This window comes from Pseudomonas acericola (SeqCode), assembly GCF_053456465.1.
In genome coordinates, this window is record NZ_JBRFJB010000007.1 from 25,990 (window position 1) to 45,872 (window position 19,883).

20 protein-coding genes and 1 tRNA gene are annotated in these 19,883 nt (G+C 61.2%); 11 read left to right on the forward strand and 10 right to left on the reverse strand.

Annotation, left to right across the window (positions count from 1 at the left end; translation table 11 throughout):
* Nucleotides 1-70 precede the first annotated feature (70 nt).
* Nucleotides 71-484, reverse strand: coding sequence for a hypothetical protein (locus ACU688_RS22725; RefSeq protein ID WP_448186457.1), 414 nt, complete (start codon nucleotides 482-484; stop codon nucleotides 71-73).
* Between the two features lie 19 nt (nucleotides 485-503).
* Complete coding sequence (locus ACU688_RS22730; RefSeq protein WP_448186562.1) at nucleotides 504-1,442, reverse strand: alpha/beta hydrolase family protein; 939 nt, start codon at nucleotides 1,440-1,442, stop codon at nucleotides 504-506.
* A 207-nt stretch (nucleotides 1,443-1,649) separates the two neighbouring features.
* Here ACU688_RS22730 and relB point away from each other — a divergent pair, with 207 nt between their 5' ends.
* The 4 genes from relB (at nucleotide 1,650) to ACU688_RS22750 (ending at nucleotide 4,790) form a co-directional block, all read left to right on the forward strand.
* On the forward strand, nucleotides 1,650-1,850 hold the full coding sequence (relB, locus tag ACU688_RS22735) for a type II toxin-antitoxin system RelB family antitoxin (protein ID WP_448186458.1): 201 nt from the start codon (nucleotides 1,650-1,652) through the stop codon (nucleotides 1,848-1,850).
* Entirely contained in the window at nucleotides 1,777-2,106 is a 330-nt protein-coding gene (locus ACU688_RS22740; protein WP_448186563.1) for a type II toxin-antitoxin system RelE/ParE family toxin, read from the forward strand. Before relB ends, ACU688_RS22740 begins: the two co-directional genes overlap by 74 nt.
* 42 nt (nucleotides 2,107-2,148) lie before the next feature.
* Nucleotides 2,149-3,114, forward strand: a complete 966-nt coding sequence (locus ACU688_RS22745) for an arsenic resistance protein (protein WP_448186459.1) — start codon at nucleotides 2,149-2,151, stop codon at nucleotides 3,112-3,114.
* A 77-nt stretch (nucleotides 3,115-3,191) separates the two neighbouring features.
* Entirely contained in the window at nucleotides 3,192-4,790 is a 1,599-nt protein-coding gene (locus ACU688_RS22750) for a glycosyltransferase family protein (protein WP_448186460.1), read from the forward strand.
* A 131-nt stretch (nucleotides 4,791-4,921) separates the two neighbouring features.
* On the opposite strand, the gene ACU688_RS22755 is transcribed toward ACU688_RS22750, so the two are convergent.
* From ACU688_RS22755 to ACU688_RS22770, 4 genes are all read right to left on the reverse strand, one after another.
* Nucleotides 4,922-4,997, reverse strand: a tRNA-Phe gene (locus ACU688_RS22755).
* A gap of 103 nt (nucleotides 4,998-5,100) precedes the next feature.
* Nucleotides 5,101-5,373, reverse strand: a complete 273-nt coding sequence (locus ACU688_RS22760) for an oxidative damage protection protein (protein WP_017738350.1) — start codon at nucleotides 5,371-5,373, stop codon at nucleotides 5,101-5,103.
* Nucleotides 5,370-6,437, reverse strand: coding sequence for an A/G-specific adenine glycosylase (gene mutY, locus ACU688_RS22765; protein ID WP_448186461.1), 1,068 nt, complete (start codon nucleotides 6,435-6,437; stop codon nucleotides 5,370-5,372). The genes ACU688_RS22760 and mutY overlap by 4 nt, the downstream gene beginning before the upstream one ends.
* Nucleotides 6,434-8,656: an AsmA family protein gene (locus tag ACU688_RS22770; protein WP_448186462.1), complete on the reverse strand. Its 2,223-nt coding sequence runs from the start codon at nucleotides 8,654-8,656 to the stop codon at nucleotides 6,434-6,436. The genes mutY and ACU688_RS22770 overlap by 4 nt, the downstream gene beginning before the upstream one ends.
* A 326-nt stretch (nucleotides 8,657-8,982) precedes the next feature.
* Between ACU688_RS22770 and ACU688_RS22775 the strand changes: the two genes are divergently transcribed.
* The 7 genes from ACU688_RS22775 to ACU688_RS22805 all read left to right on the forward strand — a co-directional run bounded on the left by ACU688_RS22775 (nucleotide 8,983) and on the right by ACU688_RS22805 (nucleotide 14,753).
* Nucleotides 8,983-10,644, forward strand: a complete 1,662-nt coding sequence (locus ACU688_RS22775; protein ID WP_257781098.1) for an OFA family MFS transporter — start codon at nucleotides 8,983-8,985, stop codon at nucleotides 10,642-10,644.
* Nucleotides 10,645-10,801: 157 nt separating this feature from the next.
* Nucleotides 10,802-11,395 (forward strand): imidazoleglycerol-phosphate dehydratase HisB, encoded by a 594-nt coding sequence (hisB, locus tag ACU688_RS22780; RefSeq protein WP_003218037.1) that lies wholly within the window; start codon nucleotides 10,802-10,804, stop codon nucleotides 11,393-11,395.
* On the forward strand, nucleotides 11,395-12,033 hold the full coding sequence (gene hisH, locus ACU688_RS22785; RefSeq protein WP_305432235.1) for an imidazole glycerol phosphate synthase subunit HisH: 639 nt from the start codon (nucleotides 11,395-11,397) through the stop codon (nucleotides 12,031-12,033). The genes hisB and hisH overlap by 1 nt, the downstream gene beginning before the upstream one ends.
* A complete protein-coding gene (locus ACU688_RS22790; protein WP_133076491.1) occupies nucleotides 12,034-12,291 on the forward strand; it encodes a DUF2164 domain-containing protein in 258 nt (85 codons plus the stop codon).
* A 39-nt stretch (nucleotides 12,292-12,330) separates the two neighbouring features.
* Nucleotides 12,331-13,080 (forward strand): 1-(5-phosphoribosyl)-5-[(5-phosphoribosylamino)methylideneamino]imidazole-4-carboxamide isomerase, encoded by a 750-nt coding sequence (gene hisA / locus ACU688_RS22795; RefSeq protein ID WP_448186463.1) that lies wholly within the window; start codon nucleotides 12,331-12,333, stop codon nucleotides 13,078-13,080.
* Nucleotides 13,081-13,159: 79 nt separating this feature from the next.
* Nucleotides 13,160-13,930 carry an imidazole glycerol phosphate synthase subunit HisF gene (hisF, locus tag ACU688_RS22800; protein ID WP_448186464.1) on the forward strand — a complete coding sequence of 257 codons (771 nt, stop codon included), beginning with the start codon at nucleotides 13,160-13,162 and terminating at the stop codon, nucleotides 13,928-13,930.
* Nucleotides 13,931-13,997: 67 nt separating this feature from the next.
* On the forward strand, nucleotides 13,998-14,753 hold the full coding sequence (locus ACU688_RS22805; RefSeq protein ID WP_448186465.1) for a substrate-binding periplasmic protein: 756 nt from the start codon (nucleotides 13,998-14,000) through the stop codon (nucleotides 14,751-14,753).
* Here ACU688_RS22805 and ACU688_RS22810 read toward each other — a convergent pair.
* The 4 genes from ACU688_RS22810 to ACU688_RS22825 all read right to left on the reverse strand — a co-directional run bounded on the left by ACU688_RS22810 (nucleotide 14,706) and on the right by ACU688_RS22825 (nucleotide 19,883).
* Nucleotides 14,706-15,980: a Vps62-related protein gene (locus tag ACU688_RS22810; RefSeq protein ID WP_448186466.1), complete on the reverse strand. Its 1,275-nt coding sequence runs from the start codon at nucleotides 15,978-15,980 to the stop codon at nucleotides 14,706-14,708. The genes ACU688_RS22805 and ACU688_RS22810 overlap by 48 nt on opposite strands.
* Nucleotides 15,981-16,059: 79 nt before the next feature.
* On the reverse strand, nucleotides 16,060-17,646 hold the full coding sequence (locus ACU688_RS22815) for a serine protease (RefSeq protein WP_448186467.1): 1,587 nt from the start codon (nucleotides 17,644-17,646) through the stop codon (nucleotides 16,060-16,062).
* A gap of 128 nt (nucleotides 17,647-17,774) precedes the next feature.
* Nucleotides 17,775-19,025, reverse strand: a complete 1,251-nt coding sequence (locus ACU688_RS22820) for a Vps62-related protein (protein ID WP_448186468.1) — start codon at nucleotides 19,023-19,025, stop codon at nucleotides 17,775-17,777.
* Between the two features lie 72 nt (nucleotides 19,026-19,097).
* Entirely contained in the window at nucleotides 19,098-19,883 is a 786-nt protein-coding gene (locus tag ACU688_RS22825; RefSeq protein WP_448186469.1) for a divergent polysaccharide deacetylase family protein, read from the reverse strand.

Genomic DNA, 19,883 nt, shown 5'->3' on the forward strand with positions numbered 1-19,883 from the left:
TACTTCGAGGTGCCTGCATCGCGGGCAAGCCCGGCTCCCACACAAGCCCGCTCCCACATTTGGTTTTGCGTCAGTCTTCGGCGTTAGCCAGTGCCTGGGATGCCGCAACGTAATCCGCCTGGAACTCTGGCGATTCAATCCACGCCAGCGCAACCGCTTCATCATCACTGTCCGTGGCCCACTGCCGATACTCGATCAGCGCCGCCAGGATAAAGTCGGTGGCTTCCTCTTCGCCTTCCTGCTCCAGCACCAGCGCCAGCAATGGGTGCGACAGGAACGCTGCGCACAATGCCTGCTGGCTGATCTCGCCCGCGGCGCGCATCTCGACGAACAGCTCGGTCAAATCCACTGACTCAAGGTCGATGCGGCTGTCATCGCCGGCAAAGGCGTCCGGCTTGCTTGCGACGGCACGCTGGGTGCGGTTTTGCTTGGCCTTGGTCTTGGCCCGTTGGGCGCGTTTTTGCTGCTTGTTTGGCGAGGCCATGGGTGTGACGTCCTAGGGTTCAGAGTGGGGTATTGAAGCGCAGCTTGGTGCAAATCCCAAGGGTATCTGTCGGTAATTGGCCGTTTTGCAGCCACGCCAGTGCTATTGGCCACAAGCTTTCCTGATACTCGCTGCGGAAAAATGCGAAATGTCCGATCTGTTTTTCGCCGATGTCCTCGGGTGCAATCCGCAGATGGCTACGCTCGCTGTTGACGAAGTAGCCGAGCAGCCGCTCGATGGCTGCCACGGTGCCGAACGGGTCATCGGTGAGGCTGATGGCCAGGAGCTGCGCTGTCACCCGGCTGAACGGCAGCTCATCCAGGGCTTGTCCGCTGGGCCGTGTTTCATAGCGGGGCGTCGGCGTGCTCCAGTCACGCACCACGCCTGCGGGCGTGTCTTCCAGCCAGCCCAGCCGCTTGCCGGGAAAGTATCCGCAGAGGGCTGTTAGCAGCGGCATCAGCACGTGCCATTTGGCAACCATCTGCCAGCGTCCACGCGCTGCGTAGTCGCGCCAATAGGCAAACTGTGCGCCCACGGTAACGATGCGCCGGATCACCGAGCCCGAGGCGCCAAGGCCTGCCGCGCAGCCGCCGAAGCTGTGGCCCACCACGTCGATTGGCTGCCCTGGGAATTCCCGTTGGGTGCGCTGCAGGATCGCTTCAAAATCCAGCGTGCCCCAATCCGACCAGGACGCCTTGAAGCCGCGCAGCGAGCCGCTGCGGGATTCGCCGATGCCCCGGTAGTCGTAGGTGATGACGTCAAGACCGTTGGTGTAGAGGTAGTCGGCGAAACGCGAGTAAAAGCGGCAGCGCAGGGAAGTGGCGGCGTTGATGATGACGACGGGGCGTTCGAAGTCGGTACGCGGGTGGCGCCAGGTGAAGCCGCCGAGGAGGTGGTTGTCGGCGGTGGGTTCTTTGAATGGGGTGCTTTGACTTGGCGTGCGTGTCGCGTCGGGCATTCGTGAAGAGGCGTCATTCAAATTCATTGGGGCTCTGCCTTTAATCGTTTTTATTTTTTTAGTAACAGTTGGCCAGTTTGCCAGTACTTGTCCTGCCTTTGGTGGGTTCACTAATCTCGGCGCTCACTGATAGAGCCATACATCCGAGAGGAACGACACCCGACCATGGACCGATTAGACTGGCAGGCACCCAACTCGGAGGTCTCTATGAGCATCCCACTTTCTCCCATCGTTTCAGAGTTTGAAACAGAAGAGCAGGCTGCCAGCTACGACCGTTGGTTTCGGGCCAAGGTGCAGGCGTCGATTGATGATCCTCGCCCGAGCATTCCGCATGATGAGGCCATGGCCGAAGTCGAGAGGATGCTGGAAGAGAGGCGCAAGGCTCGCCGCCCTGACCGATATCATTGATTATATTGAGCAGTACAACCCCGTTGCCGCTGCGACCCTTCACCGAAACATTGTGGCGGCCACTGAGGGACTGTCTTCAATGCCCTACGGATTCAAGTGTGGTCGCTTGATCGGTACGCGGGAAATGGTTGTTCATCCCAATTATCTGGTGGTTTATCGAGTGCTGGAGCAAATCGAGGTACTGGCGGTGCTACACACTCGTCAGGAATATCCCTCTGACAAGCTCATGCCTAACCACTCGACCTCTCGCCAATAGATCCATAGGCTTGTTGCCTTTGCGATCAGCTAGGGCGATGTCATGACCCGCGACACCCTCGAACACCATCAGATCCCCCTCTACTTCGTCGCTGTTCTCCTGGCAGCCGGCTTCGGCCTGCTCGCGCCCTCATCGGCCAACGGCCTGGGCATGCTGGTTACGCCCGCCATCGCAGTGCTGATGTATGCGATGTTTCTGCAAATTCCGTTTCTGGACCTGCGCCAAGGCTTGGGTAACAAGCGTTTCCTGTCGGCCTTGCTGCTGGCCAACTTCATCCTGGTGCCCCTGCTGGTGTGGGCGCTGACCCGCGGCCTGGTAGAGCGCCCCGCGTTGCTGGTGGGGGTGTTGCTGGTGTTGCTCACGCCGTGCATCGACTACGTGGTGGTGTTTACCCATATCGGCAAGGGCGATTCGCGGTTGATGTTGGCGGCGACGCCGGTGTTGTTGCTGCTGCAATTAGCGTTGTTGCCGGTGTTCCTGGGGTTGATGCTGGAGGCGCAATCGGGCGCGGTGGTGGCGGCGGGGCCGTTTGTCGAGGCGTTCGTGCTGTTGATTGTGCTGCCGATGATTCTGGCTGTGCTGACCACATCCCTGGCGCGGCGATCCTCGGTCGTCAGTGCGTGGAGCAACGCCTGGGCCTGGCTGCCGGTGCCGGCAATGGCGTTGGTGCTATTCGTGGTGATCGCGTCGCAGATCACCTCGGTGGTGCGTGATATCGGCCTGTTGGTGCCGGTGATCCCGGTGTATGTGGGCTTCCTGGTGTTGGCGCCGCTGATGGGCATGTTGGCCGCGCGGCTGTTCGCGCTGCCTGCGGCGACGGCGCGTGCGGTGACGTTCAGCGCATCGACGCGCAACTCGTTGGTGGTGCTGCCCCTGGCGTTGGCCCTGCCTGAGGATGTGCGCGGGTTGGCGGCGACGGTGGTGATCCTGCAAACCTTGATCGAGTTGGTGGGTGAGTTGATCTACATCCGCCTGATCCCGGCGTTGGTGTGGCCCGCGCGGCGGTAAGTGTGGGTCTGTTCAGGCGCTATTCAGCAGGGTGGTCGGCAACATAGATCGGCGCCCTTCACCTGACAGGTCAACCAATGGATCACCGCAACCGTTTTCGCCTGGAGTCCCTGGGCATTTTTCTGCTGGCCTTATTGCTGTTTACCTTGGGCATCTGGGATCAGCAGCCTCAGGGCTTTGACGGACGCTGGGCGCTGTTCCTGCAGGAAATGTTTCGCCACGGTGCGAGTTTTTTCCCAACGACCTATGGCCAGCCCTACGCGGACTATCCCGGCACCGCGACTTTCTTCAGTTTTGTAGTTGCCCGGCTGTTCGGTGCGCCCAATCACCTGGCGAATATCCTGCCTACTGCCCTGGCGTCCGCCGGGGTGGTTGCCTTGATCTACCGTCTGCTGGCTCCGTCGAGTCGCCAGTGGGCGCTGCTGACGGTGCTGCTGACGCTGCTCACTGCGCAGTTGCTCGATAAGTCGCGCTCGGTGTGCCTGGATCAGATGGTGTCGCTGCTCTGTGTAGGCAGTTTCTACCTGCTGCACACGGGCGAGCGCCTGGGATCACGGTGGCGCCAACTGGCAGTGTTCCCCTTGTTCATCCTCGGCTTTGCCATTCGCGGGCCGCTGGGGTTGATCGAGGTCTGTGGTGTGGTGTGCGTGTACTGGGCGTTGAGTCGCCCCGGGCAGCGGGTCTGGCAGGTGTTGATCCACGGCGCGGTTGGTCTGCTGCTGTTGGCGGCGTGCTGGTGGCTGCTGGTGAAGCTGGCGCGGATCAGCGGTGGCGATGCCTTTGCCGACGAAGTGTTCAAGATGCAGGTCGGCGGGCGCCTCGATGAAAGTGGCGAGCCGTTCTACTTCTACTTCCAGTTGAGTGTGTACCGCTACTTCCCGGTAGTGCCGCTGGCGCTGGCGACGTTGATTGCGCTGCGCCATCGCTGGGCCGAGCGCTTTGTGAATGACGATGTGCAGTTGGTGGTGCGGCTCGGTGCTTGCGGCCTGATGATTTTGCTCGGACTGTCGGTGCCGCACTTCAAGCGCGCTTATTACATCTTGCCGATGGTGCCGCTGTTTGCTGCTGTCGCCGCCTACGGGCTGCTTCAGGCGCAAGGCTGGCTCGTTGGCGTGCGCAGGTGCTACGAAGGGCTTGTCGCGGTGCTACCGGCGTTGTGCGTGGTTGTAGTCTTTGTCTGTCGCCATGGGTGGCAGAAGCATGGTTACTGGCCGGACGTTTCGCTGTCGCTGTTGATTGGCGCGTTGTTGATCTTGCAAGTGGCGGCAGTGATCGCCTGGCGTCGGCTGGTGTGGCTCAGTGCAATCGCCTTGGTCGCGCAATGGTTGGTGCTGGTGACCGTGGTCGATCGCGCCAAGGACCTGCAATTCGACACCCGCACCTTCGTTGGCCAGGTGGAGGCGCTGCGCGTCACGCAGCCGGGGCCACTGGTGTTTCTCAATCTGGGTCGTGATACCTGGGCGGTGCGCTACATGATGAACCTGGACCACGATGAGCAGCCGCTGTTTGTCAGTGCCGCCGAGATAGAGCGGTTGGGCGCGTTGCCACGGCCTTCATGGGTGATCGTGGCGCGCAAGGAAACGGCGTTGCTGGCGGGGACGCCGCTGGAGCATCAGGCGCCGGTGTTCAGTGGGCGGTTGAATGACAATCCGTTGATGGTGTTTTTGCTTAGGTGACGATGCAGTCTGTTTCAGGGTGATGGAGGTCACCCTGAAGCGACTCATTAAATCGCAGACAACAAAAAACCCGCACTAGGCGGGTTTCTTGTGTGTTTCAGATGATGTTCGCACCACCTAAAACGAATTAGTGGTGCCCAGAGACGGAATCGAACCGCCGACACGGGGATTTTCAATCCCCTGCTCTACCGACTGAGCTATCTGGGCAACGGGGCGCATTAAACGGGTTTTTCAGGGGGTCGTCAAGCAAGTTTTCAAAAAATATTTAATTATTACCGTCGCTTACGTGCCGACCCCGGTTTTTGATCAATTATTGAGCAGGCGGCACGTAGCCGTCGGCCTTGGCGTAATCCTCGCCGGAAAAGAACTTGTCCATTTCGCCCGCCAGGTATTTACGGTCTTCGGCGTTCATCATGTTCAGACGCTTTTCGTTGATCAGCAGGGTCTGGTGTTTCAGCCAGTCGCCCCAGGCGTTGGCAGACACGTGCTCGAAAATGTCCTGGCCCTTGGCGCCCGGATACGGAGGACGTTCCAGGCCTGGCAGTTCTTCTTTGTACTTGCGGCACATTACGGTGCGGGTCATGACGACACTCCTGCATTCAAAACGTCGGCCGCGCGCTTCAGCAGTTTTTTCACCGGGGCGGCAAGGCCCAGGCGCGGCGGGGTGGCGAGGTTATACCAGAGCCAGTCGGCCTCGGCCACGTGATGGGCGGATTCCTCGACCTGCACCAGCCAGGGCTCGATGGCCAGCTGGAAGTGGCTGAAGGTGTGGATCAGCCCCGGCAGGGCCTGTGGCTTGCCCAGTTCCAGCGCGTGCTGGTGGGCGAGGTGTTCGAGGTCTTGCAGGTCGTCCAGCTCCGGCAAGCTCCACAGTCCACCCCATAGCCCTGTCGATGGGCGGCGGTAAAGCAGGATCGCGCCGTCGGCATTCGCCAGCATCGGCATCAGCGTGCGTTTCTGCGGGATGGTCTTGCGCGGCTTGGGGATCGGGTAGCGCGTCTCCAGGCCGAGCATGTGGGCTTCGCAGCCTTTTTCCAGCGGGCACAGCAGGCAGCTGGGTTTGCTGCGGGTGCAGAGGGTGGCGCCCATGTCCATCATCGCCTGGGTGTAGGCGTTGACCCGATCATGGGGCGTGAAGCGCTCTGCGGTGGCCCACAGCTGTTTGGCCACCTTGGGCTCGCCAGGGTAGCCCTCTTGCGCGGTAAAGCGCGCCAGCACGCGTTTGACGTTACCGTCGAGGATCGGCGCGCGCAGGCCCATGCTCAGGCTCGCGATTGCACCAGCGGTGGACAGGCCGATGCCTGGCAGCTCGGTGAGTTTTTCCACGTCCCGGGGGAACTCGCCGCCGTAGTCGGCCACGACAATCTTCGCGGTCTTTTGCAGGTTGCGTGCGCGGGTGTAGTAACCCAGGCCGGTCCACAAGTGCAGCACTTCGTCTTCCGGTGCGGCGGCCAGGGCTTCGACTGTCGGCAGCGAGGCCATGAAACGGTCGAAGTAATTGAGCACAGTGCTCACCTGGGTCTGTTGCAACATGATCTCCGAGACCCACACCCGGTAAGGCGTGATGCCCTGTTGCCAGGGCAGGTCATGGCGACCGTGGCGGTCGTACCAGTCCAGCACCGCCGTTGAAAACTGCTCGTTTCTCATCGTTTGAACAGGCCTTTAAGCGCGTCTTTGAGCTGCGGGTTGACCTTGTCGAGCTTCTCTTCAAGTTTGTCGCTGAGCTTGTTGCCAGCCGCCTTGATAGCGACCTGGCCGAGGCCGTCCTTGTCCAGGCGGCAGGCCTTGGCGCCCAGTTCCAGCGGGCCACGGCAGCGCAGCGGCACTTCGATGCCCTGGAAGTTGCTGCCCACCTGGCAGGCCGGGTCTGGCACGGCGCGTTGGTCGCCTTCGACGAGGATGCCCACGCGGTAGTCCATGCCCAGCACGCGCAGGTCGATGTCACCGTTGCCGTTGACCGTCAGGCCCGGGATACGCACTTTCAGGTCCGGGTTGCTGGCCACGCCGTTACGGAAGGTCAGGTTGCCGCGCAGTTCCTGGAACGGCGTGTCCTTGCCTTGTGGCGTGCTGCTCAAGGTCTTGCGGTTGAGCAGGGCGATGCCGGTGCAGAGCTGTTGCTCAAGGTTGGCGTTGAGCAGCATGCCGTTGTTGATCACAAAGCTGGCGGTGCCGTTGAGGCTGTCGATCAGGGCTTTCTGGCTGTTGCCGCGGCCGCTGAGGTTGCTGTCGAGGGTGATCTGGCCCTTCACCGGTGGCGTTTGCCCCTGGGCTTGCAGGATGCGTTCGACCGGCACTTGCTTGATCTGGCTTTGCAGCGCCAGCAGCGGGATATCCTGGCGCACGTCGAGGCTGCCGTTGGCCTGGAAGGTGCCGTTGTAGAGGCCGCCGCTCAAGGTGTTGAGCTTGAGTTGGCCGTCAATGCCGATGGCCTTGAGCACGGCATTCTGGATCGGCAGCTTGCTCAGTGTCAGTTGCCCGAAGGCCAGGTCGGCATCCACGTCCAATGTGCGCAGGCGCGTCAGTGGCAGCAGCTTGTCGGTGCTCCAGGCGCCCTTGGTGGGCGCGTCCGGCAGCGGCGTGGTGCCGCCGGCGGCCATGGCCCCGGCTTCGCTGTTCTGCACTTCGGCCTGGCGTGCGGCGGAGGCGCCTTTGGCGGCTTCGGACTTGGCCGGCAAGTAATTGTCGGCGTTGAAGGTGTCGCCCTTGAGTTGCACGCGCAGGGATTGCTTGGCGAAGTCATCCACGGCGATGCGGCCGGTGAAGGTGCTGCCGTCGACCTTCAGGTTCAGGTCGTCCAAGGCCACGCGGGTCGGCGTGCCGCTGAGGCGGCTGACCAGCTCGACCTTGCTCAGGCTGCCCTCGGCCATCGGCGGCAACGGCTGGCCCACGCTGTCGAGGAACTTGGCCAGGTCAAACTGGGCGATGGAAAGGGCGCCGTTCAGTTGCGGGGTCTTGTCGAGGTCGTTGACCTTCAGTTCGCCCAGAGCGCGCAATTGGTTGGCTGACAGCTTCAAGTTGGTCCATTCGGCGACGTTCGCCGCCAAATCCACCAGCAACTGCCCTTGTGTAGAGAAGGTCACGGTCTTGCCTTGCAGCGGCTCGCCGGTAGCTTCGCCGCTCAGGCGCATGTCTTCGAACTGGTAGCGCTTGAGCGCGCGCTGGATGCGCAGGTTGCCGTTGAGCTCGGTCTTGACGCGCATCACCGGCTGGTTGCTGCCGAAGAAGGCGGTGAGCTTCACGGGGATGCTTGCACCGTCGTGGATCGCGCCGGAGCTTAGCTGGATGCTCTCGGCGCTGAATTGCTTGCCGGTCTGCTCGTCGTTGTATTCGACGCGGGCGTTGTTGATGGTCAGGCTGTCGATGTCCAGGCGGATCGGCTGTGGCGGCTTCTCCGGCTTGGGCTCGGCAGCGGGCTCGGCCGGCGTGGCGGCTGGCGCGGTGGTTGCGGTGGACGCGACCGGTGCGTTCTTGCCGATATCTTCCCAGTTACCGTGGCCCTGCTTGTCGCGGTTGAGGCGCAGGTTCAGGCCTTCGACGCGCACGTCGCTCATCTGCACTTCGCGGCGCAGCAGCGGCAGCACGCGTACCGACAGGCCGAGCATTTGCAGGTCGGCGAACGGTTGCGTCGGGGTGGTCAGGGTGGCCACGCTGGCTTCGTGCAATTCAAGGCCGAGCCAGGGGAACAGGCTCCAGCCGATGTCGCCATTGAGCGTCAGCTCGATGTGGGCCTTGTCGCGGGCAATCTGGCGAATCTCGTCTTTATAGTCGTTGGGATCGAAGAGGTGGGTCAGGGCAAAGCCCAGCGCCACAATGATCAGCAACAGCCCGAGAAGTACCAGACCCAGGATTTTGCCGAACGCTTTCATGGGCGAGTCCTTGTATGTCGATTTCAAAAATTAGCCGAAGAGTATAACGCCCGTAACCGTACGTCAGTTCCCTCATCGTTACATTGTATCCAGGCCCAGCAAAACGGGATTTTGGCGTCAAACAAAACAGATATCCGGAAAAAGGTGATGTCAGTTTGGTTTTTCTGTCATCCACAGGTGCTAATCTTCGCCGGTTCGTCTGCCTTCTGCGACATAGCGTCGCGCTCAAATGGAGCTTTACTCAACAACAACGGCCAACGCTCTGCGTGCAAGGCCGAGGGAGAGAGCGCCTGACGAACACATACTAATAACTGGGGGAAACACCAATGAGCACTAGCACTGCGGCAGCTTCAACTGCCGCACAGCCTGCGTTCCTGTCCAAGGAGCGCATCATCGCCAAGCCCGGCTTCAACCGCTGGCTGGTTCCGCCGGCCGCCTTGGCCATTCACCTGTGCATCGGCATGGCCTACGGTTTTTCGGTGTTCTGGCTGCCGTTGTCGAAAGCGCTGGGCGTCACCAAGCCGCTGGCCTGCGCGCCAGACATGAGCTTTATCGCGCAAGTCTTCTCGTCCCAATGCGACTGGCCCATCTCCATGCTGGGCTGGATCTACACCCTGTTCTTCATCTTCCTGGGCTGCTCTGCAGCGATCTGGGGCGGCTGGCTGGAACATGCCGGGCCACGCAAGGCTGGTGTTGTATCGGCGCTGTGCTGGTGTGGCGGCCTGTTGATCTCGGCGTTGGGGATCTACACCCACCAGATCTGGCTGATGTGGATCGGCTCCGGGGTCATTGGCGGTATCGGCCTGGGCCTGGGTTACATCTCGCCCGTCTCGACCCTGATCAAGTGGTTCCCGGACAAGCGCGGCATGGCCACCGGCATGGCAATCATGGGCTTCGGCGGCGGCGCGATGGTTGGCGCCCCGCTGGCAGCGGCACTCATGGGCCACTTCGCCACGCCAGACAGCGTGGGCGTATGGCAGAGCTTCCTGGTGATGGCCGCGATCTACTTCGTGTTCATGATCGGCGGCGCCTTGTCCTACCGCGTTCCGCCGACCGGCTGGAAGCCTGAGGGCTGGACCGCACCGGCGAAAAAAGCCAGCAACGCGATGATTACCCACCGTCACGTGCACGTGAACGTGGCCTGGAAAACCCCGCAATTCCGCCTGGTCTGGCTGGTGCTGTGCCTGAACGTGTCCGCCGGTATCGGCATCCTCGGCATGGCTTCGCCACTGCTGCAGGAAGTGTTCGGCGGCAAGCTGCTGGGCGTGGACGTGCCGTTTGGCCAACTGGATGCCGGTCAACTGGCCTCTATCGCGGCGATCGCGGCGGGCTTCACCGGTCTGTTGAGCCTTTTCAACATCGGTGGCCGGTTCTTCTGGGCGTCGTTCTCCGACTACCTTGGCCGTAAAAACACCTACTTCGTGTTCTTCGCCCTGGGTTTTGCCCTGTACGCGCTGATCCCGAACCTCGGTCACCTGGGCAACGTGTCGCTGTTTGTGGCGGCGTTCTGCATCATCCTGTCGATGTACGGCGGTGGTTTTGCGACGGTTCCGGCGTACCTGGCCGACCTGTTCGGTACGCAGATGGTCGGTGCGATCCACGGTCGCCTGCTGACCGCTTGGGCAGCGGCGGGCGTATTGGGCCCGGTGTTGGTGAACTACCTGCGTGAGTATCAGCTGAGCATCGGCGTTGAACGCGCTGCGGCGTATGACATCACCCTGTACATCCTCGCCGGTCTGCTGGTGCTGGGTTTCATCTGCAACCTGCTGGTGCGTCCGGTGGCCGACAAGTACTTCATGACCGACGCCGAACTGGCCGCTGAGCAAGCGCTGGGTCATGACAAAGGCGCCGACGCCAGCACTTCCCTGGAGTGGAAAGCCGCGCCAGGTACTGTGCCATTGGCGATTGCCGCCTGGCTGGTGGTGGGTATTCCGTTGGCGTGGGGTGTGTGGGTGACCCTGCAGAAGACGGCGGTACTGTTCCACTAAGTTGAATGCAGGCAGGTGCCCCATCCTGGAGCACCTGCTTGTATGCACATGTCTATCCCCGACACTCCATCAGTCTTATCCCCTCCGATGTTTCTGTTTAGCGCCCGCGCCCCTATAATGGCTGCCTTTTTCGCCCAATGATTTTGCGGAGCTGGTGATGGCCGAACGTAAGGCGTCCGTCGAGCGCGACACTCTGGAAACCCAGATCAAAGCCTCGATCAACCTGGATGGCACCGGAAAGGCCCGATTTGATATCGGTGTACCTTTTCTTGAGCACATGCTGGACCAGATCGCCCGTCACGGGCTGATCGACCTGGATATCGTCAGCAAGGGTGACCTGCATATCGACGACCACCACACTGTGGAGGATGTCGGTATCACCCTCGGCCAGGCGTTTGCCAAGGCCATCGGCGACAAAAAAGGCATCCGTCGCTACGGCCACGCCTATGTCCCGCTGGACGAAGCGCTGTCGCGTGTGGTCATCGACTTCTCCGGCCGCCCAGGCCTGCAGATGCACGTGCCGTACACCCGCGCCACCGTGGGCGGCTTTGACGTCGACCTGTTCCAGGAATTTTTCCAGGGTTTCGTCAACCACGCCCTGGTCAGCCTGCACATCGACAACCTGCGTGGCACCAACACCCACCACCAGATCGAAACCGTGTTCAAGGCTTTCGGCCGCGCCCTGCGCATGGCCGTGGAGCTGGATGACCGTATGGCCGGGCAAATGCCCTCGACCAAGGGCGTCCTGTAATGCAGACGGTCGCGGTTATCGATTACGGCATGGGTAACCTGCACTCGGTGGCCAAGGCCCTCGAACACGTAGGTGCCGGCAAGGTGCTGATTACCAGCGATGCAGACGTGATTCGCGAAGCCGACCGGGTGGTATTCCCCGGCGTTGGCGCGATTCGCGATTGCATGGCCGAGATCCGCCGCCTGGGCTTTGACAGCCTGGTGCGTGAAGTCAGCCAGGACCGTCCGTTCCTCGGCATCTGCGTGGGCATGCAAGCCTTGCTCGACCGCAGTGAAGAGAACGACGGCGTGGACTGCATCGGCCTGTTTCCTGGCCAGGTGAAGTTCTTCGGCAAGGACTTGCACGAAGACGGCGCCCACCTGAAAGTCCCGCACATGGGCTGGAACGAAGTCAGCCAGACGGTGGATCACCCACTGTGGCATGACATCCCGGACCTGGCGCGCTTCTACTTCGTGCACAGCTACTACATCGCCGCCGGCAACCCGGCCCAGGTGGTGGGCGGCGGGCACTACGGTGTCGATTTCGCCGCCGCGCTGGCCGAAGGTTCGCGCTTTGCCGTGCAGTTCCACCCGGAGAAGAGCCATACCCATGGCCTGCAATTGCTGCAGAACTTCGCCGCCTGGAACGGGCGCTGGTAAATGGCCAAGAAGCCGAAGTTGCCGCTCTTGAACCTCACGCCCGAACAGGAGAGTGAGGCTACCCTCAAGATCAAGCGGTTCATGGAAGATCGCTTCGAGCTCAAGCTTGGCTCGTTCGAGGTCGCCGAGATCCTCGAACTGTTCACCACCGAAGTGGCGCCGCACTATTACAACCGGGCGATTTTCGATGCGCAGACGCTCCTTAAAGAAAGGTTCGAAAGCATCGAAAGCGACCTGTGGTCGCTTGAGAAACCCTGATTTCCCAAGCATTGCTGAATATCGAATAAGGTTTGCCAGATGCTGATTATCCCCGCTATCGATCTCAAGGACGGCGCCTGCGTACGTCTGCGCCAAGGCCGCATGGAAGACTCCACCGTGTTCTCCGATGACCCGGTGAGCATGGCCGCCAAATGGGTGGAAGGGGGCTGCCGTCGCCTGCATCTGGTGGACTTGAACGGCGCCTTCGAAGGCCAGCCGGTCAACGGCGAAGTGGTCACCGCTATCGCCAAGCGCTACCCGCACCTGCCGATCCAGATCGGTGGCGGTATCCGTTCCCTGGAAACCATCGAGCACTACGTCAAGGCTGGCGTGAGCTACGTGATCATCGGCACCAAGGCTGTGAAAGATCCGGCCTTCGTTGCTGAAGCCTGCCGCGCGTTCCCGGGCAAAGTGATCGTCGGCCTGGACGCCAAGGACGGCTTCGTCGCCACCGACGGTTGGGCTGAAATCAGCACCGTGCAGGTGATCGACCTGGCCAAGCAGTTCGAAGCCGACGGCGTGTCCGCCATCGTTTATACCGACATCGCCAAAGACGGCATGATGCAGGGCTGCAACGTGCCGTTCACCGCCGCGCTGGCCGCTGCAACCAAGATCCCGGTGATCGCTTCCGGCGGTATCCACAACCTGGGTGACATCAAGTCGCTGCTGGACGCCAAGGCTCCCGGCATCATCGGCGCCATCACCGGCCGCGCGATCTACGAAGGCACCCTGGACGTCGCCGAAGCCCAGGCTTACTGCGACGCCTACGCGAGCAGCTCCAAGCCGTAAGCTTCAAGCGGCAAGTTACAGCCGATCTGCTCTAACTTGCAGCTTGTAGCTTAAAGCTTCTTAATCGGAGATTAAGTCTATGGCTTTAGCCAAACGCATCATCCCTTGCCTGGACGTCGACAACGGTCGCGTGGTCAAGGGCGTCAAGTTCGAGAACATCCGCGACGCCGGCGACCCGGTGGAAATCGCCCGTCGCTACGATGAGCAAGGTGCCGACGAGATTACCTTTCTCGACATCACCGCCAGCGTCGACGGCCGCGACACCACGTTGCACACCGTCGAGCGCATGGCCAGCCAGGTGTTTATCCCGCTGACCGTGGGCGGTGGCGTGCGTACCGTGCAAGACATCCGCAACCTGCTCAACTCCGGCGCGGACAAGGTGTCGATCAACACCGCCGCCGTGTTCAACCCGGAGTTTGTCGGCGAAGCCGCGCAGCACTTCGGCTCGCAATGCATCGTGGTGGCCATCGACGCCAAGAAAGTCTCCGGCCCGGGTGAAACCCCGCGCTGGGAAATCTTCACCCATGGCGGTCGCAAGCCTACCGGCCTCGACGCGGTGGAGTGGGCGATGAAGATGGAAGGCCTGGGCGCCGGTGAAATCCTGCTGACCAGCATGGACCAGGACGGCATGAAAAACGGCTTCGACCTCGGCGTCACCCGTGCCATCAGCGACGCGCTGGGGATTCCGGTGATCGCTTCTGGCGGCGTCGGCAACCTGCAGCATTTGGCCGACGGCGTGATCGAAGGTCACGCCAGCGCGGTGCTGGCGGCGAGTATTTTCCACTTTGGCGAATACACCGTCCCCGAGGCAAAAGCCTACATGGCGGCGCGCGGTATCGTCGTTCGTTAAACGCTGCTGGACACCATGGCAAGTGCGCGGCACTCTCTGCGCTTGCCATGGAATCCGGTATCCCTTCATGTTCAAACAGCTGCTGCTCGCTCTCGCCAGTACGTCCATCCTGTTGACGGGCTCGGCCCACGCCGAGGAACCGTCCGGCACCGCCCTGGTGCTGCTGACGGAAAACTTCCCGCCCTACAACATGGCGAAAAACGGCAAGAATTTCGCCAAGGAAGACAACATCGAAGGCATCGCCGTGGACATCGTGCGCGAGACCTTCAAGCGTGCCGGCATTTCCTACAACCTCACCCTGCGGTTTCCTTGGGAGCGAATCTACAAACTCGCCCTGGAAAAACCCGGCTATGGCGTATTCGTGATGGCGCGCCTGCCGGACCGCGAAGCCCTGTTCAAATGGGTCGGCCCCATCGGCCCGGACGATTGGGTGCTACTGGCCAAGGCTGACAGCAAGATCCAGTTGACCGACCTTGAGCACGCACGACGCTACAAGATCGGCGCCTACAAGGGCGATGCCATTGCCGAGACCCTGGAAAAGCAGGGCCTCAACCCGGTGGTGGTGCTGCGTGACCAGGACAACGCGCAGAAGCTGCTCGATGGCCAGATCGACCTGTGGGCCACGGGTGACCCGGCCGGACGATACCTGGCGCGCCAGGTGGGGGTGACGGGGTTGAAGACCGTACTGCGCTTCAACAGTGCCCAGCTTTACCTGGCGCTCAACAAGCAGGTGCCGGATGAAACGGTCGCCAAGCTGCAGGCGGCGCTTGATCAGTTACGGGGTGAGGGTGTCGTCGACCGGATCATGGCCGGTTACCTCTGACACGGTTTCCGTCGGCGGTTCCTCGCGGCTTGCGGCCTCGGCGTTGGGATATTCACTCATATAGACGTGATCACCGTTCGTATAGCTGACGGTGGCCGAGACCTGGCTGCCGTCTTGGCGCAGCAAGCGATATTCACTTTGGATCAGGTACGCCGTGACGGCCTTCTGCGCCGGAATGTAGGTGATGATCTCCAGCGGCGAGGCATTGCTCCAGCCCTTGGCCGAGCGTTGGGTGTGGGTGAACTCCTTTTCCAGGTTTGCCGAGAAACTCAATTCAAACTGGCGATACCTGGGCGGCCATTCGTTGCACAGGTCGACGCAGGCGGTGGAGGCCAAGGCCCTGGAATGTTCCCCCGTTTCACCCTTGGTTGCTGTCCACATGAACGGTTGGCTGGTGGTGCCGGTGTTGTGGCCGAAGCCGACGAACAGATGGCGGTCGCTGCGTTCGAGGCGGTAGGCCGGTGAGGTTTGCAGTTGCTCGATGGTACTCAGTTCCGGGTCTTTCACGCTGAACCACGGCAGTTCGCACACTTGCGGTGTGGGGGTGGTTGTTTCTTCGATTGGGTGTTCGTAGCCAGTGAGAGTGGGCGGTGCCAGGAGGTCGTGCAGCTGTGCGGTCAGCGCCAGACGCAGTGTGTAGCTGGGTTGGGTCGGTTTGGTGTAACGGCCGTTGCCGATGAAGGTGCCGGGCGCCAGGTGGATTTCTCCCGGTGCGGCATCTGGTGGGGTGATCGACCAGGCGCTGAAGTCTCCCGGTGCGCCGCTGCCTTTGTCGCTCCAGATCAGGTCGCCGGGCTGGGCGCTTGCCGTCAGGTCGAGGCGCACGCAACGGATGGCATTGCGTGAAGGTTTTTCATAGCCCACGCCGCACACCATGCCCATCGCTACATAGCCTTCAGGTGCCAGCGGCCGCCAGATGGAAAAGTCGGCGCGTGCGCCCGAGCCGGCATCTTTCCAGACCAACTCATAGTCATCCGGGGAGCGCAGTGCAGTGCCGCCAACCTTATTGGCGTCGCTGACCACCGCGACGACCTTGCGTTGGTTGATGTTGCGATAGCTGCCGGTAGCGATGTCGCCCAGCGGGAAGAACTGGCCCAGTGCATCGGACGCGGCGCTGGGCCGCCACAGGCCAATGGTTCGGTGGGCGCCCGAGCCCTTGTCGTTCCACAGCGGCAGGAACTCGCAGGTAAAGCTGATGAGCAGGTCTTTGTATTGCAATGGTTTCATCGGTGAACTCTCCAGTGGGTTGGAAAACTCACTATCGATCAATTCAAGTTCGGCCGAGCGGTAGCTATTTAGGCGGCGTTCAACGGGGTTTCAGTAGATCGACCCGTAAGGTCGATGGCTGGTCGGCCTGGTCGAACGCGTAGGTGCAAATCTTGATCGGCGTGGCCCTGACGGTGATCAGTTGAGCAAAGGCCTGGACCGGCATGCCGGGAAAATCATTGAGTGGATACACCAGCGCTACCGGTTCGTCGTCGTCTTCGTGCGCCACGGGCGGGGCGGGAATTGGCAGGTAGTCGGCAGGCCGCAGGCAGTCGGTCGTGGCAGCAGGACCATACTTGTACGTGTAGCGCTGCATGAACGGCGGGGCCAGGTTCCAGATCACGGTGTAGGCCCGCAACCCATGCTTGTCGAGGTTGATCGTCAGGTTCGGAGTGCGCGCCGGGCCGGGCTCGGCGAGTTCAACGGCAAGGGTTTGGGCATTGCGCATCATGCCGTTGGTCACTTGTTGCTCGGCGGAATTCACACCGACGATACACAGCATCTGCATGCCGGTCTGGGGGCCGATGGTATCGTTGATATGAGCGTTTTCAGCTTTGATGGGCGCGCTGTAGTGCGTTGGGTTTTCACATTCGATGGCACGCCGGGTCGCCTTGTAGCGATAGAACGGCGTGTTGATGGCGAACTTCAGATTCCAGCGCGGCACGATGTCTTTGCCTTTGCTGCCGGACTTTTTGATGAAGTACTGCTGGATCGGCTCGGGGCTGTCAAACGTGATAGTGGTGGTCGGGAAGAGATCGCAGTGTTCACTGTCGGGCCGTAATACGCCGGCGGCAAAGCATCGGCTCAGGAAGGTGACCGGGCTGCCGTAGTTGGTCTCGGCGTGCCAGGAAGGTTGCCCGTCGCTGATTTCGCACGGCGCGTCGCGCTGGCATTTTCGTTCCTCAGGCTGGCCGTGGGTGCTGGTGCTCAGAATGCCGAAAACGGCGTTGCTGGCGCGGTCAAGCAAGGGCCCGCCAAAACTGCCCCGTGTGATGCCCTGGCATTGGTTTTTCATGGTGACTCGCCAGACAAAAGGTTGCTCCACCAGCTCCCGGGAGCTTTGTTGGGCGCAGGCGGAGAGGTGCAAGGTGTCCCATTCCGGGACGATCAGGGCGAGGATGTCATTCCCGTCGGCGGGCACTTCCTCGGCGAGCTTGAGTGGGGTAATGCCATCTTTAATCAAACTCGCCAATGAGGTCTGCAACTCGACGATGGCCAAGTCCATGCCTTGGCTGCTGCCCCATTTCAAGGTTTTCAGCGAGTAGGTCTTGATCGATTCAAGGGTGTCGTCGAAGTAGTTGAAACTGACGCTGCCCTTGATCGGCAGATCCTTCTGTACGGGGCCATTGAGGCGATGCAGGCAATGGCTGCTGGTGAGCACATAGGCCGCGGCGGATTTTCCGTTTTCGTCGCGGGTATCGAGCAGGGTGGCGGTGCACAGGGTCTGGGCTTCGTTGCGGATGCGGCCGACGCCGTTCCAGTGCTCGTGCTCATGGCGAGCGTTGGAGAGCATGCGTGAAGGGCTGGTGTTGAGCTGGCCTTCACCGAAGTCCCGGGGGGCGGCAATGAGCGCGCCCGACAGGCTGCCGAGGAGCACCCCGGAAAGTGCGAAGTGGGTGATGTTCATGGGACGTCCTGTAAGAGTGAAACGAAAGGCCCACTATTCAGGACGGGGGGAGGGGGAGAGCGGTACTTATCTAACGGCGGGGCGGTCAGGTATGGCTCGCCGTTAGAGAAGGTCGTCATTCCAGGGAGTCAAACAGTACTCGGCGATTGTGCAACGGGTGTGCAACTGACGGTCACTTCCGGTTCTGGCGTTGGCGGGTACTCGCTCCAATACACGCTATTGCCGTCGGTATAGCTGATACTCGTGGATATTTGCCCGTTATCTCGGCGCAGCAGGCGGTAATCGCTCTGGATCAAATACACCGCCACGGCTTTTTGGCTGGGCACTACGGCGGTCACTTTCAGGGACGTGGTCGTGCTCCAGCCAATGGATGATGTCTTGGTATGGGTGACGCTGTTGCTGAACTTGGCGGAGAACTTTATTGAGTTCTTGAATACGCTGAATTGCCACTCGAAACCCACTTCGACGGCGGTAGTGGCAGAGAGCGTATGGGAGTGTCCGCCACTTTCGCCGTGAGTGGCCGTCCAGTCGAAGGCCTGTGTCACCGAACTGGTGTTGTGGCCAAACCCGACGAGGATAAAGCGGTCAGACCGCTCCAGGCGGTATTCGGGTGAAAGCCTTAGCTGCTCGTGGTTTTGCAGGTTCGGGTCTTTCACAATGAACCATGGCAGGCGCGTGATATAGGTCACGCTGCTGGGTTCGACACTGGGTGGTTTGTTGAAGTTGGCAAGTGCCGGCACCGGGGAAGGCGTGAAGGCTTCCAGTGGCATCTGAATGCGCAGCGCGTGTGCGTTGAGGTGGATGTCTGGTTTTTCGTAGCTGGGCACACCGATGAAGGTGCCGGAGGAGAAGTACAACTCCCCGGAGGCCGCTTTGGGCGGTTGAACGGACCAGGCACTAAAGTCGTTGTCGCCTCCGCTGCCCCGATCGTTCCAGATCATGTCGCCGATGTAGGAAGCGATCACCAAGTCTGCCCTGATGCATCGCATGGTGCTCAATAACGGTTTGTCATAACCGAGGGTGCATAACATGCCGAGCGCCACGTAGCCCTCTGGTGCGATTGGTTTCCAGATGGCGCCGTGTGTATCGGCGCCGGTGCCCGAATCGTTCCAGAGGCGCTGATAGTCCACGGGAGTTCGCAGGGCGGTGCCGTCAGGCCCATTGGCGTCACTCACTATCGCCACAATCCGGTTTCTCACGATGCTGTTGTAATCGCTGCTGGCGAAGTCCCCCAGAATGTGAAAACCATGAAAGTGTTCGGTAGGGATCGGTCGCCAGTAGCTGACAGACAATTGGGCGCCGGAGCCTCGATCATTCCACAGCGGAGTGAAGTCGCTGGTGAAGTTGATCAGCAAATCCTTGAAGGTCAGAGAGTCCATAGGGTTGAGTTCCTTTTGCATCAATAGCCGAAGGACCCACTATTCAGGACGTAAAGAGGAGGGGGGCGGTACTTATCTAGCAGCGGGCCGGTAGGTGCCGTCCTTGCCGTGCCCGGCCATCGCCTGGTTGCTGCGCACGCTGATCATCAGCTTGATATCGATCCAATCGACGCCCTGGGCCTTGAGCTTGGGTAGCTCGCGCTCCAGAACGGCGAGGGTCTGTGGATACGGGTGGCCGATCATCACCGCCGAGCCCTGCTTGTGGGCTAGTTTGATCGCCGTTTGCAGCTGTGTGGTGATCGCGGCTTCGGTACGTTCGTCGTCCAGGAACACGTCCCGCGAGACGCTGGCCAGGCCGATCTTCTGTGCTTCGGCGGCAGCGACGGTTTGCGCGCTGGTGCGGCTGTCGACAAAGAACTTGTTGCGCCGTTGCAGTTCGGCCATCAACCACGCCATCGCTTGCGGCTGTGCAGTCATGCGGCTGCCCATGTGGTTGTTGATCCCGGCGGTGTAGGGCACGGCCTTGAACGCGGCGTCCAGGCGCTTGCCGAGTTCTTCGATGGGCAGCTCGGGGTGCCAGGCGAACGGGCCGGTAGCCGGGTCCATGGGCATGTGCAGGATCACGATCTTGCCGGCCTTGTGCGCCTCGCGGGCGAATTCGGCGGCGTGGGGCGTGTCGGGCATGATCGCCGTGGTCACCGGCCCAGGCAGGGCCAGCACACGACGATCCCGAGGCAGGTTTTGCCCGAGGTCGTCGATGATGAGGGTCAGGTAGGCTTTGTGCGATTCGCTGGCCGGGGCCGCGTGAGCGACTCCGGCCAGGCTGCACAGCACAGCGATGATCAGGGCAAAACGCAT

Excerpts from the sequence above, each read along its gene's own strand:
- ACU688_RS22820 (WP_448186468.1), bottom strand. The coding sequence starts at position 19,025 with ATGGACTCTCTGACCTTCAAGGATTTGCTGATCAACTTCACCAGCGAC.
- ACU688_RS22805 (WP_448186465.1), top strand. The coding sequence starts at position 13,998 with ATGTTCAAACAGCTGCTGCTCGCTCTCGCCAGTACGTCCATCCTGTTG.
- relB (WP_448186458.1), top strand. The coding sequence starts at position 1,650 with ATGAGCATCCCACTTTCTCCCATCGTTTCAGAGTTTGAAACAGAAGAG.
- ACU688_RS22770 (WP_448186462.1), bottom strand. The coding sequence starts at position 8,656 with ATGAAAGCGTTCGGCAAAATCCTGGGTCTGGTACTTCTCGGGCTGTTG.
- ACU688_RS22760 (WP_017738350.1), bottom strand. The coding sequence starts at position 5,373 with ATGACCCGCACCGTAATGTGCCGCAAGTACAAAGAAGAACTGCCAGGC.
- hisA (WP_448186463.1), top strand. The coding sequence starts at position 12,331 with ATGCTGATTATCCCCGCTATCGATCTCAAGGACGGCGCCTGCGTACGT.
- ACU688_RS22740 (WP_448186563.1), top strand. The coding sequence starts at position 1,777 with ATGAGGCCATGGCCGAAGTCGAGAGGATGCTGGAAGAGAGGCGCAAGG.
- mutY (WP_448186461.1), bottom strand. The coding sequence starts at position 6,437 with ATGAGAAACGAGCAGTTTTCAACGGCGGTGCTGGACTGGTACGACCGC.
- hisF (WP_448186464.1), top strand. The coding sequence starts at position 13,160 with ATGGCTTTAGCCAAACGCATCATCCCTTGCCTGGACGTCGACAACGGT.
- ACU688_RS22790 (WP_133076491.1), top strand. The coding sequence starts at position 12,034 with ATGGCCAAGAAGCCGAAGTTGCCGCTCTTGAACCTCACGCCCGAACAG.
- ACU688_RS22725 (WP_448186457.1), bottom strand. The coding sequence starts at position 484 with ATGGCCTCGCCAAACAAGCAGCAAAAACGCGCCCAACGGGCCAAGACC.
- ACU688_RS22810 (WP_448186466.1), bottom strand. The coding sequence starts at position 15,980 with ATGAAACCATTGCAATACAAAGACCTGCTCATCAGCTTTACCTGCGAG.
- ACU688_RS22730 (WP_448186562.1), bottom strand. The coding sequence starts at position 1,442 with ATGCCCGACGCGACACGCACGCCAAGTCAAAGCACCCCATTCAAAGAA.
- ACU688_RS22825 (WP_448186469.1), bottom strand. The coding sequence starts at position 19,883 with ATGCGTTTTGCCCTGATCATCGCTGTGCTGTGCAGCCTGGCCGGAGTC.
- hisB (WP_003218037.1), top strand. The coding sequence starts at position 10,802 with ATGGCCGAACGTAAGGCGTCCGTCGAGCGCGACACTCTGGAAACCCAG.
- ACU688_RS22775 (WP_257781098.1), top strand. The coding sequence starts at position 8,983 with ATGAGCACTAGCACTGCGGCAGCTTCAACTGCCGCACAGCCTGCGTTC.
- ACU688_RS22815 (WP_448186467.1), bottom strand. The coding sequence starts at position 17,646 with ATGAACATCACCCACTTCGCACTTTCCGGGGTGCTCCTCGGCAGCCTG.
- ACU688_RS22745 (WP_448186459.1), top strand. The coding sequence starts at position 2,149 with ATGACCCGCGACACCCTCGAACACCATCAGATCCCCCTCTACTTCGTC.
- hisH (WP_305432235.1), top strand. The coding sequence starts at position 11,395 with ATGCAGACGGTCGCGGTTATCGATTACGGCATGGGTAACCTGCACTCG.
- ACU688_RS22750 (WP_448186460.1), top strand. The coding sequence starts at position 3,192 with ATGGATCACCGCAACCGTTTTCGCCTGGAGTCCCTGGGCATTTTTCTG.